Origin of the sequence: Bradyrhizobium sp., assembly GCF_016219575.1 — a bacterium.
Taxonomy (GTDB): Bacteria; Pseudomonadota; Alphaproteobacteria; order Rhizobiales; family Xanthobacteraceae; genus Bradyrhizobium.
This window is the reverse complement of sequence record NZ_JACRMG010000016.1, coordinates 92,698-109,093: the sequence shown is the minus strand read 5'-3', so window position 1 is coordinate 109,093 and position 16,396 is coordinate 92,698. Positions and strand designations below refer to the sequence as shown.

Below are 16,396 nucleotides of genomic sequence, written 5' to 3'. Positions count from 1 at the left end.
CTCTCCATCGTCATTCCGGGACATCGCGTAGCGATGAGCCCGGAATCTATCCCCAGGCGGATGTTGGTTCAAAGAAAGCCGTCGACGAGTCCTTAAGCCCGTCAAGGTCACGGCGTATGGGTTCCGGGCTCGCGCCAAGTGGCGCGACCCGGAACGACAGTTACGCCGCCGGCTGCGCGGCCTTCTCGTCCTGCGCCAGCAGGTGCAGCAGCGCGCTCTTGATCGCAGCTTGCCGGGTCGGCGCGTTGATCTGCGCGCCGAGGAGGTCGGTGACGTAGAACACGTCGCGCGCCCGCTCGCCAAAGGTCGCGACATGGGCGGAGGCGATGTTGAGGTTGAGCTTCGAGATCGCGGTGGTGAGTTCGTAGAGCAGGCCGGGCCGGTCGAGCCCCGACACCTCGATCACGGTGTAGCGGTCCGACCACTGGTTGTTGATGGTGACTTCCGGCTCGACCACGAAGGCGCGCACCTTGCCGTTGCTCTTGGCGGTGCGGCGCGCCACCACCTCGGGCAGGCGCAGCTTGCCTTCCAGCACCTGCTCGATCATCTCGCCGATCCGCGTGGCGCGGCGGCCCTCGTCCTCGTCGCGGTCGTATTCCCTCGAGATGGCGATGGTGTCGAGCGCGCGGCCGTCGGTGGTGGTGTAGATCTGCGCATCGACGATGTTGGCGCCGGCGGAGGCGCAGGCGCCCGCGATGATCGACAGCAGCCAGGGATGGTCGGTCGCCAGAATCGTCAGTTCCGTGACGGCGCGCGCCTCGTCGAACCCGACATTGATCGCCAGCTTGTGATCGGCCTGCTCGCTGCCGCGGATGAAGCGTGCATGGCGGATTTTTCTCGGCAGGTCGACCTTGAGCCAGTAGGCCGGATAATGCCGGGCGATGTAGGCGTTGAGTTCGGCTTCCGGCCATTCCGTGAAGTTGGCGCGGAACTCCGACTGCGCCACGGCAATGCGCTGGGCGCGGTTCACTTCCGAGAAGCCGCCGGTCAGGACCGGCTCGGTCTCGTAATAGAGCGTGCGCAACAGCTGCGCCTTCCAGCCGTTCCACACCCCGGGGCCGACGCCGCGGATGTCGGCGGTGGTGAGGATCGTCAGCAGCTTCATCTGCTCGACCGACTGCACCACGGCAGCGAAATTCTCGATGGTCTTGCGGTCGGAGAGGTCGCGCGACTGCGCGACCGTCGACATGGTCAGATGCTCCTCGATCAGCCAGGCCACCAATTCGGTATCGGCTGCCGAGAAGCCGAGCCGCGGACAGAGTCGCCGCGCCACCTTGGCTCCCGCGATCGAATGGTCCTCGGGCCGGCCCTTGGCGATGTCGTGCAGCAGCGTCGTGATGTAGATCACCGCGCGGTGCTCGGGACGGATTTTCCGGAACAGGTCGCTTGCGAGCACAAACTCGTCATTGCTGCCGCGCTCGATCTCCTGCAGCCAGCCGACGCAACGCAGCAGGTGCTCGTCCACCGTGTAGTGATGATACATGTTGAACTGCATCATCGACACGATCTTGCCGAAGGCGCGGATGAAATGGCCGAGCACGCCGGTTTCGTTCATCCGCCGCAGCACCGACTCGGCATTCTGGGATGTCAGGATCTCGAGGAACAGCCGGTTGGCTTCCGGATCCTCCCGCAGCTGCGTGTTGATCAGCCGGAGCGAGCGCGTCACCGTGCGCATCGCGTCGGGATGGAACGCGAGATCGTTCTTCTGCGCCAGGCGGAAGATGCGGATCAAGTTGACCGGGTCGTGCTTGAAGACGTCGGGCGCGGCGAGATTGATGCGGTTGTTGTCGATGATGAAGTCGTCGGAGTCGGGCACCCGCCGCCGCTTCGTGCTCGGGCGGAATTTCGCCACCATGCGGGAGAGCACCGGCGCCGGCTTGGCGTTCTCGTCCTCGAGCTTGGCGCACAGGATCGCGGTGAGGTCGCCGACGTCCTTGGCGACCAGGAAGTAGTGCTTCATGAAGCGCTCGACGTCCTGCATGCCCGGGTGCGAGGTGTAGCCGAGACGGACCGCGATCTCGCGCTGCATGTCGAAGGACAGCCGCTCTTCGGCGCGGCCGGCGAAGAAGTGCAGATTGCAGCGCACCGACCATAGGAAGTCGGCGCAGCGGCGGAACGTGCGGTATTCCTGCGCGTCGAACACGCCGCGCTCCAGCAGCTCGTCGGTCTCGCGCACGCGATAGACGTATTTGGCGATCCAGAACAGCGTGTGCAGGTCGCGAAGCCCGCCCTTGCCGTCCTTCACATTGGGCTCGACCAGGTAGCGCGACTGGCCGCCGCGGCGATGCCGTTCCTCGCGCTCGGCGAGCTTTGCGGTGACGAATTCGGCCGCGGTGCCCTGCACCACTTCCTTGTCGAATCGCGCGACCAGCTCGTCGTAGAGCGGCTGGTCGCCGGTGAGAAAGCGTGTCTCCAGCACGGCGGTGCGGATGGTCATGTCGCCGCGCGCCTGCCGGATCGACTCATCGACCGAGCGCGTGGCATGGCCGACCTTCAGCCCCATGTCCCACAGGCAATACAGGATGGCTTCGGCCACCTGCTCGCCCCATGCGGTCTGCTTGTAGGGCAGGATGAAGAGCAGATCGATGTCGGATTCCGGCGCCATCAGCCCGCGGCCGTAGCCGCCGGTGGCGACCACGGCCATGCGCTCCTCGCCGGACGGAATGTGCGAGCGATAGAGGTGGCGGGTGGCGGCGTCGTAGAGGATGCGGATGATTTCGTCCTGCATGAAGCACAGCCGCTCGGCGCAGCGCCGCCCGTGGCGATCCCTGAGCAGGATCGCCTGCGCCTTGGCGCGCGCGTCGACCATCTCGGCCTTGAGCAACTGCGCCAGGGCCGAGCGGAACACGTCCTCGCGGCCGGCATGCTTTTCGGCGAGCGCATCGACCGCCGCGGTGATCCGCGCGGTCTCGAAACGGTCGTCCGCTTCGCCGCGGCTCTCTTTCACGACACTATCCATGTTGCTAAGGGGATAACGGACCGCGCCCGCGCTGTCACGGGCCATTATTCCGATGCCACAGCTCTGCGCCGGCTAGGTCGTGGCGCGTGCCGGGCGTGACTGCGGGACGAATAATTAACTGATTGAAATATCGTGAATTTCCGCCGCGCATCGGTGCCGGCAAAGGTCGGGAGATGACACGCGTTCCCGGCGGCGCTACATCAGGACAACAGCCGGGAGAAAAAGAAGATGGACGCCGCCGAACTCCGCGCCCTGCAGGCCCCGATCAAGGAGCGCTACAAATCCGACCCCTCCGCCGCCGTCATCACGCTGAAAGCCAAAGGCTCGATCGACAATGAAGGCATTGCCTGCAAGGTCGAGACCGGCCGGGCGCTGGCGGTTGCCGGCCTCCACCCCGGCACCGGCGGCTCCGGGCTCGAGCTCTGCTCGGGCGACATGCTGCTGGAAGCGCTGGTCGCCTGCGCCGGCGTGACCTTGAAGTCGGTCGCCACCGCCGTCGAGGTGCCGTTGAAGTCCGGCCATGTGATCGCCGAGGGCGATCTCGATTTCCGCGGCACGCTCGGCGTCGACAAGGAAGCCCCGGTCGGCTTCGCCGAGATCCGCCTGCGCTTCGAGGTCGATACACCTGCGCCGCAGGACAAGCTGGATTTGCTGCTGAAGCTGACCGAGCGTTATTGCGTGGTCTATCAGACCATCAAGAACGGCCCGAAGGTGTCGGTGTCGATGAAGCGGGTGTGATCCGTCGCCCCGGCGAAGGCCGGGGCCCATAACCACGACTTCACGTGATTATGCCCGGCTGGAGTTCCAGTTCGTCTCAACAACAAACATTGGTGGTTATGGGTTCCGGCTTTCGCCGGAACGACGGTTAGATGTCCCCCGAACTCTCCTTCCTCCTGATCCTCCTCTTCCGCATGGCGATCACCGCGGCGTTCGTGGTGTCGGCCTCCGTCATCACCGAGCGTTCCGGGCCGGTGATCGGCGCGCTGGTCGCCACGTTGCCGATCTCGGCGGGGCCGTCCTACGTCTTCCTCGCGCTCGACCATGATGCGGCGTTCATTGCCGAAGGCGCGCTGGCCAGCCTGCCGATCAATGCGGCGACCATCTTCCTGGCGCTCACCTATTCGGTGCTGGCGCAGCGCTTCAGCCTGGTGATCAGCGCCGGAGCCGCCATGGTCGTGTGGCTGGTGCTGGCAACGATCATCCGTCACCTCGAATGGACGCTCTCGGCAGGCGTGATCGTCAACGTGATCACCTTTGCGGTGTGCGTGCCGCTGATGCGGCCCTATATGCTCGTGAAGAAGATGCCGCCGATAGACCGGCGCTGGTACGACATTCCCCTGCGCGCCGGACTCGTCGCCACGCTGGTGGCGACCGTGGTCACGACGTCAAGCTGGGTCGGTCCGAAAATCTCCGGCATCATCGCGCTGTTTCCGATCGTCTTCACCAGCCTGATGCTGATCCTGCATCCGCGCATCGGCGGGGTGCCGACCGCGGCCGTGATCGCCAACGGCGCCTGGGGCCTGATGGGATTCGGCCTCGCGATCGCCGTGATGCATGGCGCGGTGCTGAGATTCGGCTCGGCGATGGGCTTAAGCCTCGGGCTTGCGACCTGCATCGGCTGGAACCTGGCGCTGTGGTGGAACGGCCGGCGCAAGGCGTCGCGTTCCTGACCCCCTTGGGACTTCAGGCCTGCGTCAGCATCGATAGTTACCGATGCCGGCAGACCCGCTAAGGTAGCAGCCCAGCAGGACCGGGGCGCGCGGTGGAGGGATTGTACAAGGTCGAATACGACATCAACGACGGCTCCGGCCGCAGCGTGCTGTACGCGCATGCCGGGAAAATGCTCGGCGGCAACACGGCATTCGCCCATTTCGGCACCTACGAGAATGTGGACGGCGAAATCGTCGCGAGGCTCAGGACCCGGCGCCATAGCCGGTCGCCGCAGCGCCGGTCGCTGGTCAGTTCTGATGCAGTCACCATTCACATCCGCGGCAGGCCGCAGGGCAAACTCTGGCGTTTCGAAGGAGACGTGGTGGAGGACGCCTCGCTGTTTCGTGCCGTGATGACGCCGCTCGGCGACGACGACGTTCCGCCGGCAGGTTGGGTCGGCGAGGGCGGCATCGTCAGCGGATTGTATTCGATCGACATCCGGATGCTGGACGGGATTGCCGGCGGCCACACCGGCGTGATGCTTCTGCATGACGGCCGCATTCTCGGCGGCGATGCCTTCTTCTATTATCTCGGCGCCTACTCTTCGGCGAACGGCCGCTGGAAGGGCGAGTTCGTCAATCAGGAACACACGCCGGCGAAGAGCGCGCACCCCTTGTTCGGCGGCTATGAGGTGGGCATCGGCTTCTCCGGCCGCTGCGATGCCGAGGGCGCCGAAATAGAAGCGACCGCGCTGGCCGGCAAGCGCAGCATCCGCCTCGCCGCCACCTTGAAGTTGATCGAGCCGTTTGCCAAAACGGGCCGCTGAGTGGCCTCTCCGTCATTGCGACGAGTTATTTCGGCAGCTTGGCCTTCAGCGCATAGAGCGCCTCGAGCGCTTCGCGCGGCGACATTTCGTCGGGGTGCAGCGCCTTCACGGCTTCCATCAATTGCTCGGCCTCGCTCGGCGGCGCATTCTCGGCCGCGGCGCGCGAGGGGACCGCGAACAATGGGAGGTCGTCGACCAGCGCGCGGGCGGTCTGGCCGCGGTCTTGCGCTTCGAGTTTTGCCAGCACCGATTTGGCGCGGGCGATCACGGCGGGCGGCAGGCCGGCGAGTTTCGCCACCTGGATGCCGTAGGAGCGGTCGGCCGAGCCGGGCAGCACCTCGTGCAGGAACACGACGTCGCCCTGCCATTCCTTCACCCGCACCGTCGCGTTGAACATCCGCGGCAGTTTCGCTGAGAGCGCGGTCAGTTCGTGATAATGCGTGGCGAACAGCGTGCGGCAGCGGTTGGCCTCATGCAGATGCTCGATCGCGGCCCATGCGATCGAGAGGCCGTCGAAGGTGGCGGTGCCGCGGCCGATCTCGTCGAGGATGACAAGCGAGCGCTCGCTCGCCTGGTTGAGGATGACGGCGGTCTCGACCATCTCGACCATGAAGGTGGAACGGCCGCGGGCGAGATCGTCGGCGGCTCCGACGCGCGAGAACAGGCGGTCGATGATGCCGATGCGCGCACGCGTTGCCGGCACGAAGGAGCCGATCTGTGCCAGCAGCGCGATCAGCGCGTTCTGGCGCAGGAAGGTCGATTTGCCGGCCATGTTGGGACCGGTGACCAGCCAGAGCTGGCCGTTGTTCTGTGACGGCCCCGGCGAGAGGTCGCAGGAATTGGCGATGAACGGCTGGCCGTCGCGCTTCAGCGCCTGCTCGACCACGGGATGCCTGCCGCCTTCCACCGCAAACGACAGGGAATGATCGACGTCGGGGCGCACATAATTGTCATCGACCGCGAGCCTTGCAAGCGCGGTTGCGACATCCAGCATGGCAAAGGCATGCGCGGCGGCGCGCAGATCGTCGCTGGCAGCGAGCGCCATCGCGGAAAGGCGGTCGAAAATTTCCAGCTCCAGCCCCAGCGCGCGGTCGCCGGCATTGGCAATCTTGGCTTCGATCTCGCCGAGCTCCGATGTGGTGAAGCGGACTTGCCCGGCCAGCGTCTGGCGATGGATGAAGGTCGCGTTCAGCGGCGGCGACATCAGCTTGTCGCCGTGCTGGGCGGTGACTTCGACGAAATAGCCGAGCACATTGTTGTGCCGGATCTTCAGGCCCTTGATGGAGGTGTCATCGGCGTAGCGCGCCTGCATCGCCGCCACCACGAGGCGGGAGGCATCGCGCAGGCTGCGCGTCTCGTCCAGCGCGGGCTCGTAGCCCTCGCGCACGAAACCGCCGTCGCGCTTGACCAGCGGCAAGTGGTCGGCCAGCGCACGCGCAAATTCCGCTGCAAGGTCGCGCGAGGGACGGCGCAGCGCATCCATCACGGCCGCAATTTCCGCCGGGGGATCATCGAGCCATTCCAGCCGCGTCAGCGCCTGGTCGGCGGCCAGGATGCCGTCGCGAAGCCCGGCCAGATCACGGGGGCCGCCACGGCCGACGGAGAGGCGCGCCAGCGCCCGCGACATGTCCGGCGCATTGCGCAGGGCATCGCGGATATCCTCTCGCGCAGCGCTGTCGGCGACGAACTCGGCGACCGCATCGAGCCGCCGCGCGATGGTGGCGCTGTCGGTCAACGGCGCCGCGAGCCGCTGTGCCAGCAACCGCGATCCCGCCGGCGTCACCGTGCAGTCGATGGCATCGAGCAGCGAGCCGCGGCGCTCGCCGGCGAGCGTGCGCGTCAGTTCGAGATTGGCGCGGGTCGCCGGATCGATCGCCATGGTGGTGCCGGCGGCCTCGCGTGCCGGCGGCGACAGCGGCGGGCGCTTTCCGACCTGCGTGCGGTCGATATAGGTGACGGCGGCGGCCGCAGCGGTCGCTTCCAGCCGCGACATGGCGGCCAGGCCGTCCATGGTGGCGACCGCAAAATAGTCGCACAGCCGCCGCTCGGCGGTGGCGCCATCGAAGACGTCGCGGGTCAGCGGCGTCACCGCGGTCAATTCGCGCAAGACCGGCGCCAGCTCGGTGTCGGAATAGAGCGCGTCCGCAACGATCGCTTCATTGGGATTGATGCGCGCCAGCGTCGCGGCGAGTTCGCTGCCTGCGCATTCCGTCACCATGAATTCGGAGGTCGAGATATCGATCCAGGCGAGCCCGAAGCGGTCGCCGCCGGAGGACGAGCGCGCCCGCGCGACCGCCAGCAAATAGTTGTTGGTGCGGGCATCGAGCAGCGTGTCTTCGGTCAGCGTGCCCGGTGTCACCAGCCGCACCACGTCGCGGCGGACCACGCTCTTGTTGCCACGCGCCTTTGCCGCGGCCGGGTCTTCCATCTGCTCGCAGACCGCCACGCGAAAACCCTGTGCGATCAGCCGGTGCAGATAGTCGTCGGAGCGCTCCACCGGCACCCCGCACATCGGGATGTCCTGCCCCTGATGCTTGCCGCGCTTGGTCAGCATGATGCCGAGCGCTTTCGAGGCGATCTCGGCGTCCTCGAAGAACAGCTCGTAGAAATCACCCATCCGGTAGAACAGCAGGAGGCCGGGGTTGGCGGCCTTGATCTCCAGGTATTGTTCCATCATCGGCGTCACGCGCGCAGGCGGTTCCTGCGTGGAAGCAGGCTCTGATGGCGCGGGGGCAGGGATGGCCTTCTGGACGGTCATGGGCAGCGGAAATTACAGAATTTCGCCGCGCGGTCCTACCGCTTTGCCCCTGCGAGCGGCGTTTTCCACCTGATCCACGGCTATTCCGCATGGCGGGCATCGCGGCAATGCGCCCGGTTGAGGCATCGCGGTCGATTGACCTGCCGCAGGGGCGCTCCTACAACTCGCCTCAACCCGTCATCAGGCGCGAGAAAGCGCGGCATTTTGGGAGAGAATCGATGCGTGATGTCTTTATTTGCGATGCCGTGCGTACTCCGATCGGCCGTTTCGGCGGCTCGCTCGCCAAGGTGCGCGCCGACGATCTCGCGGCCGCCCCGATCAAGGCGCTGATGGCGAAACATCCGAAGCTCGACTGGTCGCAGGTGGACGAGGTGTTTTTCGGCTGCGCCAACCAGGCCGGCGAGGACAACCGCAACGTCGCGCGCATGGCGCTCTTGCTGGCCGGCATGCCGGAGACGGTTCCCGGCCAGACGCTGAACCGCCTCTGCGCTTCCGGCCTCGATGCGGTCGGCGCCGCGGGCCGCGCCATCCGCGCCGGCGAGATCGAGTTCGCGATTGCCGGCGGCGTCGAATCGATGACCCGGGCGCCGTTCGTGATGGGCAAGGCGCCGGAAGCCTTTGCGCGCACGGCCGACATTTTCGACACCACGATCGGCTGGCGCTTCATCAATCCCCTGATGAAGGCGCAGTATGGCGTCGATGCGATGCCGGAAACCGGCGAGAACGTCGCGGAGGAATTCCAGGTCTCGCGTGCCGACCAGGACGCGATGGCGATCCGCTCGCAGCAGCGCGCGGGCGCGGCGATCGCATCCGGCTATTTCGCCGAGGAAATCACGCCGATCTCGGTGCCCGGCGGCAAGGCCGGTCCCGTGATCGTCGACAAGGACGAGCATCCGCGTCCCGAGACCACGCTGGAGGGTCTCTCGAAATTGAAACCGATCGTGCGCAATCCCGGCACCGTCACAGCGGGCAACGCATCCGGCGTCAATGACGGCGCCGCCGCGATGATCCTCGCCTCGGAAGCCGCGGTGAAGAAGCACGGCCTGACGCCGCGTGCGCGCATCCTCGGGCTCGCATCGGCCGCGGTGCCGCCGCGCATCATGGGCATCGGCCCGGTACCGGCGACGAAGAAGCTGGTGGAGCGGCTCGGCATCAAGGTCAGCGATTTCGACCTGATCGAGCTCAACGAAGCTTTCGCCTCGCAGGGCATCGCGTGCCTGCGGCAACTCGGCGTCAAGGACGACGCCGATTTCGTCAACCCGCATGGCGGCGCGATCGCACTCGGTCATCCCCTGGGCATGAGCGGCGCGCGGCTGGCGATGACGGCGGTGCACGGCATGGAGAAGCGCGGCGGCAAGCTCGCGCTCGCCACCATGTGCGTCGGCGTCGGCCAGGGCGTCGCGCTCGCGATCGAGAAGCTGAATTAACCGCGGCGGCGCCGCCGTGACAGTGGAGGCGCCATGATCATCGAGCGCGAGCAGGATGTGACGGCGGCGGCGCTGGCGGCGATGCAGCGCGCCGCCGATCCGCGGCTGCGCGAGATCATGGTCTCGCTGGTCAGGCATCTGCACGGTTTCGTTCGCGACACAAGACTGACCGAAGCGGAATTCCGCGAGGCCACGGCCATCCTAGCCGAGATGGGCCGGCTCACCAACGACACCCATAACGAATTCGTGCTGATGGCCGGCTCGCTCGGCGTCTCCTCGCTGGTTTGCCTGCTCAACAATGGCGACAACGGCAATACCGAGACCGACCAGTCGCTGCTCGGGCCGTTCTGGCGGCTGAACTCGCCGCGGGTCGATAACGGCGGCTCGATCGTCCGCTCCGACACGCCGGGCGCGCCGCTGTTCGTGAACGGGAGGGTGGTCGACAGGGATGGCCGCGCCATCGCGGGCGCCGAGGTCGACGTCTGGCACGCTTCGCCGGTGGGGCTCTACGAGAACCAGGATGCCGGGCAGGCCGACATGAACCTGCGCGGCAAGTTCACGACCGATGCCGACGGCCGCTTCGCCTTCCGCTCGGTGATGTTCGTCGGTTATCCCATTCCGACCGACGGCGTGGTCGGCCGCCTGCTGAAGGCGCAGGGCCGTCATCCCTACCGCCCCGCGCATCTGCATGCCCTGATCTTCAAGCCCGGCTTCAAGGTGCTGATCTCGCAGGTCTACGATCCCGCCGATCCCAATATCGAGAGCGATACGCAGTTCGGCGTGACGCGCGCGCTGATCGGAAAATTCGTGCGGCATGACGGACCGCATCCGGCCGCGCAAGACGTCGCCGCGCCTTGGTACTCGCTCGACCACACCTGGCGGCTGGAAGCGGGTGAGGCGGTGTTGCCGCGTCCGCCGATCAAATGATGCAATTGAAATCCGGCAAGGTGCGGGAGGTGCTGGGCCTGCTCGGCTTTCTCGTGCTCGCGACCGCGCAGGTCTCCAACATGATCCTGGCGCGCGGCGTCGCCGGCTCCGTGCCGCCGTTCTCCATCGCGTTCTTCCGCTGGTCGATCGTCGCGGTCGGCCTCTCGCCGCTGATCGTCGCCGCGCTACGCCAGCAGCCGGGAATCCTGCGCAAGGAAGGGCTCGGTATCGCAGCCGCCGGCTTTCTCGGCATGTTCGTTTGCGGCGGTCCGGTTTACCTCGCCGGCACGACCACTTCGGCGATCAATCTCGCGCTGATCATGGCGATGGCGCCGCTGATGGTGCTGCTTTTCTCGCTGGTGATGGGACTGGAGAAGGTCAACCGCTGGCAGATCATCGGCATGATCATCGCGCTGTCGGGCGCGGTGCTCGTCATCACGCGCGGGCAAACGTCGGGCGAGCATGGCCTGACCCAGGGCGATATTCTGGTGGTGTTCGCGATGCTCGGCTGGGCCGGCTACACGCTGGTGCAGAACCGCATCGGAGCCGGCGTGAGCTTTCTTGCGCGCATCGGCATGTTTGCGGCTGCGGGGGCGCTGTTCTCGCTGCCCTTCGCCATCCACGAGATGTGGTCCGATCCATCGGCCGTGCTGAGCCTCAAGGCGGCGGAAGTATATCTCTTTGCCGGCCTCGTGCCGGGCCTGTTTGCCTATTCCGCCTATTCATATTTCGGCTCGGCGTTCGGCGCGCTTTCGACGTCGCTCAGCATGTATCTCGGCCCCGTGGTCGGGGCGGTGCTCTCGATCATCTTCCTCGGCGAGGCGCCGACCATCGTTCACCTGATCGGCGGCGCCTTGTCGCTTGGCGGCATGTGGCTGAGCCTGCGCCGCAAATCCGGCGGCGGTGCCGCGGCATGACGCTCATCTCCATGCCAGGCAACCCGATTCCCGATGGCGCCATCGTCGGCAAGCTGAGGACGCCTGATGGCGTCGAGTTGCGCTTCGCGCGCTGGGATTCGACATCCGGCAAGGGAACGGTCTGCGTCTTCGGCGGTCGCGGCGAGTTCATCGAGAAATATTTCGAGACGGTCAACGACCTCCGGCAACGCGGCTTTGCGGTCGCCGTCATGGACTGGCGGGGGCAGGGGCATTCGTCTCGCCAACTGCCGGATGCGCGCAAGGGGCATGTCGGGAACTTCGGGGAGTACGAGGCCGACCTCGAGACGTTCATGCAGCAGGTGGTGCTGCCGAATTGTCCGCGGCCTCATTTTGCACTTACCCATTCGATGGGCGGAGTGGTCGTGCTGCGCGCCGCGCATTCCGGCAAGCGCTGGTTCGAGCGCGCCGTGCTCGTTGCCCCGATGGTCGATTTTCCCCGCGCCTGGATCGCGCGGCCGCTTCGCATCCTGATCCGCGCTTTGCGCCTCGCCGGCCTCGGCGAGCGCTTTGTTCCGGGCGGCAACATCGATGGCGGGCGGACGTCGCGCTTTGCCGGCAATCCACTGACTTCCGACCCCGCGCGTTACGCACGCAACGCCGCTGTTGTCGCCAACGACCCGACGCTCGGGATTGCCGGGCCAACCGTGGCATGGCTGGACGCGGCGTTCGATACGGTGGCTGCGTTCGGGGCCGCCGACTACCCGCTGCAAGTCGATCAGCCGACGCTGATGCTGGCGGCGGGCGCGGACAGCATTGTGTCGTCGGCCGCGATCGGGCGATTTGCCGCGCGGCTTCCCTCTGGATCGCATCGCTTGATCGAGGGAGCCAGGCACGAGATCCTGCAGGAGCAGGATGGTTTTCGCGCGCAGCTGTGGGCAGCGTTCGATGCCTTCGTGTCGGGGCCGTCGATTTAGGCGAGCATTCGGCAACAAAGCCCTTGCAGCCCGGTGTCGCCTCGATGGTATCCTGCGTCCCCGAGGGGGGATCGATATGGGGACGCAAGTTACCCTTCCGCTGTGGGCAGCCATCATACTGGCATTGCTGGCGGCGTGGGCTGCGATCGATCGCATCCTGGTGCCGAGCGTGCGCTGGGCGGTGCGGCGGCGCGCCAACCGCGCGATCGAAGAACTCAATACCCGCCTCAAGCTGCGCATCCAGCCGTTCAAGCTGACCAAGCGCCAGGTGCTGATCGATCGCCTGGTGTTCGATCCCGAGGTGCTGCATGCCGCCGACGAGTATGCGAGCGAGGCCGGCGTGCCGCGCGAAGTCTCGATGGAGAAGGTGAAGCGCTACGCCGCCGAGATCGTGCCGTCGTTCAGCGCCTACGCCTATTTCCGCATCGGCACCCGCATCGCCCGCAGCATTTCGCAAATGCTCTATCGTGTCCGCATCGGCTATCGCAACGACGACGCGCTCGCCGCGGTGGATCCGTCGTCGTCCGTCATTTTCGTCATCAACCACCGCTCCAACATGGACTACGTGCTGGTGACCTATGTCGCGGCGACCTCGTCGGCATTGAGCTATGCCGTCGGCGAATGGGCGCAGGTCTGGGGGCTGCGCGGGCTGATCAAGTCGATGGGGGCCTATTTCATCAACCGCGATTCCCGCGAGGCGCTCTATCGCAAGGTTCTTGCGCGCTACGTGCACATGGCGACGTCGGCCGGCGTGACCCAGGCGATCTTCCCGGAAGGCGGCCTGAGCCGCGACGGCAGGCTGCGTCCGCCGAAGTTCGGGCTCCTGAGCTACATGGTGTCCGGCTTCGATCCGCTCGGGCCGCGCGACGTCGTGTTCGTCCCGGTCGCGGTCAACTATGACCGGGTGCTGGAAGACCGCATGCTCACGTCAGCCGCCAGCGCCGAGCCGGGCAAGAAGCCGGTGTTCGGATTCAACGCCGCCGTCTTTGCAAGTCACGTCTTCCACCACATCTGGATGGCGATACGCGGCGAGTGGTATCGCTTCGGCTACACCTGCGTCAGTTTCGGCGAGCCGGTGTCGTTGCGCAAATATGTGTCGGAAGCCGGAATCGATTTCCGCCTGCTGGGTCCGGAAGCGCGGCATGCCGAGACCGAAAAGCTGGGAAACAGCCTGATGCAGGCCGTCGGTCGCGTGGTTCCGGCGCTGCCGGTCTCGCTGGTCTCGACCGCGATGCTGGAGGCCGGCGACACCCCGCTATCCCTGCTCGACATCAAGCAGCGCGTCTCGAACCTGATCGGCGAGCTGGAGCGCCGCGGCAGCTACGTCCACATACCCCGCACCGACCGCGACTACGCGATCTCGGTGGGCTTGCGCATGCTGACGCTGCGCCATCTCGTTCTGGAGGAAGACGGCAATTACCGCGTCAATCCGAATGAGTTGATGCTGCTGAAATACTACGCCAATGCCATTGCGCATTTGTTCGAGCATACGGCGAAGCCGGCGCCATGATCCGCCGGAGCTCCTGGCGGCGGAGGATCGCGGCTGGCGGGCGGCAGCCGGCCCGGCAATTGGCTTGACAGGTTGGACAGCGGTATCCGAAACTCACGCCATCGCTTCGCGGGACCATGCTCAAGGTGTCGCTATCCGACGATATTCCCGCACTAGAACCGGGCGCCAAGTTCCGGATAATTGCAGATTTCGCCGCCTACGATGCGGTCGCCGATCGGGAGGGAAACGTCATGATCAAGAAGTCTCTGACTATCATTGCTGCTCTGGGCGCATTCGCCGGAGCCGTCGTTGCCGTACCCGCCGAAGCGCAGGAGCGTGCGGTCAAGATCGCAGGCTTCGGCGCCAAGTCCGGTGTCGTGCGCGTCTTCGGCATCAACAGCGAAGCGGCGCTGAAGGCCGCGCTCGAGCAGATCAACAATGCCGGCGGTGTCACGCTCGGCGACGGCACCAAGGGCAAGATCGCCCTCGAATACTACGATGATCGCTGCAATGCCGAAGAAGGCATTTCCGTCGTGCGCCGCATCGCCTCCACGGAGGCGATCATTGCGGTCGGGCCGACCTGCTCGAATGTCGCCGAATCGCTGTTCGGCATTCTGCAGAAGAAGGTCGGCGACAGCTCTGACTCGGGGCTGCAGTTTCCGATCATCGCCGACGTCGCGGCGAAGGGCGGACTTGCCAAGATTTCGGAGTGGGCATTCCGCAACGTGCCGAGCGAGTTCGAGATGTACAAGTCGTTGTTCGCCTGGGTGAAGACGCAGTACCCGGACGTCAAGACGATCTACGGCGGCGTGGAGAAGGACTTCGCGCATTCCAACGCCACCTTCGGCGTCATCAAGGCACAGGCCGAGGCCGGCGGCCTCCAGCTGCTGGGACAGGGCGAGTGGCTCCTGAACGACACGACGTTCTCGACCCAGGTGCGCGAGATGAAGCGCGCCAACGCGGACGTGGTGGCGATTTCCGCCCATCCGTTCACGACCTGCGGCGTGCTCAAGGAAATGCAGCGCCAGGGCGTCAAGCCGAAGCTGCTGATCGGCCTCACCTCGTCGTCGTCGATCGAAACGCTGCAGGGCTGCGGCGTGCAAGCCGAAGGCATCGTGATCCCGACCAGCTTTGCGCCGGTCACCCCGGAAGCCGCCAAGGCCGCCGAGCAGGTTGCCAAGTTCGGCGGCAGCGCCGATCTGCACAGCGCTGCGGCATACGAGATCGGTTTCATCCTGAAAACCGTGATCGAGTCCCAGAAGGTCATGGGCAAGCCTGACACGGTTGCCGCGGATCGCGAGAAGATGCGCGCGGGGCTCGCGGCATTGAAGGAGACTGACGGTCTGCTCGGCAAGGTCGGCCGGACGGCCGATCGCGAAGCGATCAAGCCGTTCCTGTTCGTCCATGCCAAGGACAGCACCTGGAAGGTTCTGCATCGGCCGGGATCCTGACCACGCACGGCGGGGCGAGCCGGTCTTGACCCGGCTCGCCCCGCCGGCGGCATCGACGAGCCGGCGATCCATTTCCGGGATCATGAAGGCCCGTTGTTCGGCGCGACCCGCTGTTCGGCGCGAAATGACTCAGCTTCACCGGCCCGGATCCCCAAGGCATGTCCTATCTCGACGTCATCGACACGCTGCAATCGATCGCCGATGGCGTTCTGTTCGGCGCAACCTATTCACTGCTCGGGATCGGCTTCACGCTGGTGTTCGGCGTCATGCACAAGATCAACCTGTCCTACGCCGCGGCGTCGATCGGCGCGGCCTATGCCAGCCTGATCGTCCTGTCGGTGGTCAAGGCGCCTGCGATCTTCATATTCATGCTGGCGGGCCTCTCCGGCGGCATCATCGGTTTCGTGATCTACGTCGTCTGCTTCCGCTTCATTCCACAGGCCAATCCGCTCGCCACGCTGATGTCGACGGTCGGCGCGCTGCTGCTGATCGACGAAATCATCGTGCACGCGACCGTGGGCATCCCCGTGCCCTATCCCGCGCTGTTCTCAGACGTGATCGTCAATGCCGGATCTTTCACCCTGCGCGGCGATCTGATGTTCATGTTCGCGCTGGGCTGCCTGTCGATGCTGCTGCTGCTGGTGTTGCTCTATCGCACCAAGCTTGGCATCGCGACGCGCGCGGTCGCGCAGCAGTCCGTCGCGGCGCAGTTGTGCGGAATTTCAATCCCGCGCATCAACGGCCTGACCTTCGTCATCACCGGCGTGGTCGGCGGCATCGCGGGCGCCATGATCGGGGCTGCCATCGGCGTGTTGTCGCCGCTGTTGTCGCTGCCGCTCACCACCAAGGGCCTGATCGTCACCGTGATCGGCGGACTGGGTTCAATTCCGGGCGCGATCATAGCCGGCCTGCTGGTCGGCGGTTTCGAGAACCTGTTTCAGTATTTTCGCGGCGTTACCGAACGTGACCTCTACGTCATGCTTCTGCTGTTCGTATTTCTGGTGTTCCGGCCGGGTGGCATTTTCTCTCCCGCCGCCGGGCGGGACTGAGGGGACCG

General features: G+C 65.7%; 12 protein-coding genes. 10 read left to right on the top strand and 2 right to left on the bottom strand.

What is annotated here, in order from left to right; translation table 11 throughout:
- Positions 1 to 160: 160 nt before the first annotated feature.
- Complete coding sequence (locus HZB49_RS14990) at positions 161 to 2,959, bottom strand: [protein-PII] uridylyltransferase (RefSeq protein ID WP_291612789.1); 2,799 nt, start codon at positions 2,957 to 2,959, stop codon at positions 161 to 163.
- Between the two features lie 228 nt (positions 2,960 to 3,187).
- Here HZB49_RS14990 and HZB49_RS14985 point away from each other — a divergent pair, with 228 nt between their 5' ends.
- The 3 genes from HZB49_RS14985 to HZB49_RS14975 all read left to right on the top strand — a co-directional run bounded on the left by HZB49_RS14985 (position 3,188) and on the right by HZB49_RS14975 (position 5,435).
- The gene (locus HZB49_RS14985; protein ID WP_291612649.1) at positions 3,188 to 3,697 is read left to right on the top strand and encodes an OsmC family protein; all 510 of its coding nucleotides are present in this window, start codon (positions 3,188 to 3,190) and stop codon (positions 3,695 to 3,697) included.
- A 131-nt stretch (positions 3,698 to 3,828) separates the two neighbouring features.
- Positions 3,829 to 4,629 (top strand): hypothetical protein, encoded by an 801-nt coding sequence (locus tag HZB49_RS14980; protein WP_291612647.1) that lies wholly within the window; start codon positions 3,829 to 3,831, stop codon positions 4,627 to 4,629.
- A gap of 92 nt (positions 4,630 to 4,721) precedes the next feature.
- Positions 4,722 to 5,435, top strand: coding sequence for a hypothetical protein (locus HZB49_RS14975; protein ID WP_291612645.1), 714 nt, complete (start codon positions 4,722 to 4,724; stop codon positions 5,433 to 5,435).
- Positions 5,436 to 5,460: 25 nt separating this feature from the next.
- Here HZB49_RS14975 and mutS read toward each other — a convergent pair whose 3' ends face one another.
- A complete protein-coding gene (gene mutS, locus HZB49_RS14970) occupies positions 5,461 to 8,193 on the bottom strand; it encodes a DNA mismatch repair protein MutS (RefSeq protein ID WP_291612643.1) in 2,733 nt (910 codons plus the stop codon).
- 218 nt (positions 8,194 to 8,411) lie between these two features.
- Between mutS and pcaF the strand changes: the two genes are divergently transcribed.
- From pcaF to HZB49_RS14935, 7 genes are all read left to right on the top strand, one after another.
- The gene (gene pcaF, locus HZB49_RS14965; protein ID WP_291612641.1) at positions 8,412 to 9,620 is read left to right on the top strand and encodes a 3-oxoadipyl-CoA thiolase; all 1,209 of its coding nucleotides are present in this window, start codon (positions 8,412 to 8,414) and stop codon (positions 9,618 to 9,620) included.
- Positions 9,621 to 9,653: 33 nt separating this feature from the next.
- The gene (locus HZB49_RS14960) at positions 9,654 to 10,547 is read left to right on the top strand and encodes a dioxygenase (protein ID WP_291612638.1); all 894 of its coding nucleotides are present in this window, start codon (positions 9,654 to 9,656) and stop codon (positions 10,545 to 10,547) included.
- Positions 10,547 to 11,464, top strand: coding sequence for a DMT family transporter (locus HZB49_RS14955; protein WP_291612636.1), 918 nt, complete (start codon positions 10,547 to 10,549; stop codon positions 11,462 to 11,464). Before HZB49_RS14960 ends, HZB49_RS14955 begins: the two co-directional genes overlap by 1 nt.
- A complete protein-coding gene (locus tag HZB49_RS14950; protein WP_291612634.1) occupies positions 11,461 to 12,399 on the top strand; it encodes an alpha/beta hydrolase in 939 nt (312 codons plus the stop codon). Before HZB49_RS14955 ends, HZB49_RS14950 begins: the two co-directional genes overlap by 4 nt.
- A 76-nt stretch (positions 12,400 to 12,475) precedes the next feature.
- Positions 12,476 to 13,909, top strand: coding sequence for a 1-acyl-sn-glycerol-3-phosphate acyltransferase (locus tag HZB49_RS14945; protein WP_291612632.1), 1,434 nt, complete (start codon positions 12,476 to 12,478; stop codon positions 13,907 to 13,909).
- Positions 13,910 to 14,139: 230 nt separating this feature from the next.
- A complete protein-coding gene (locus HZB49_RS14940; RefSeq protein ID WP_291612630.1) occupies positions 14,140 to 15,339 on the top strand; it encodes an ABC transporter substrate-binding protein in 1,200 nt (399 codons plus the stop codon).
- Between the two features lie 158 nt (positions 15,340 to 15,497).
- A complete protein-coding gene (locus HZB49_RS14935; RefSeq protein WP_291612628.1) occupies positions 15,498 to 16,388 on the top strand; it encodes a branched-chain amino acid ABC transporter permease in 891 nt (296 codons plus the stop codon).
- The last annotated feature ends 8 nt before the right edge of the window (positions 16,389 to 16,396 follow it).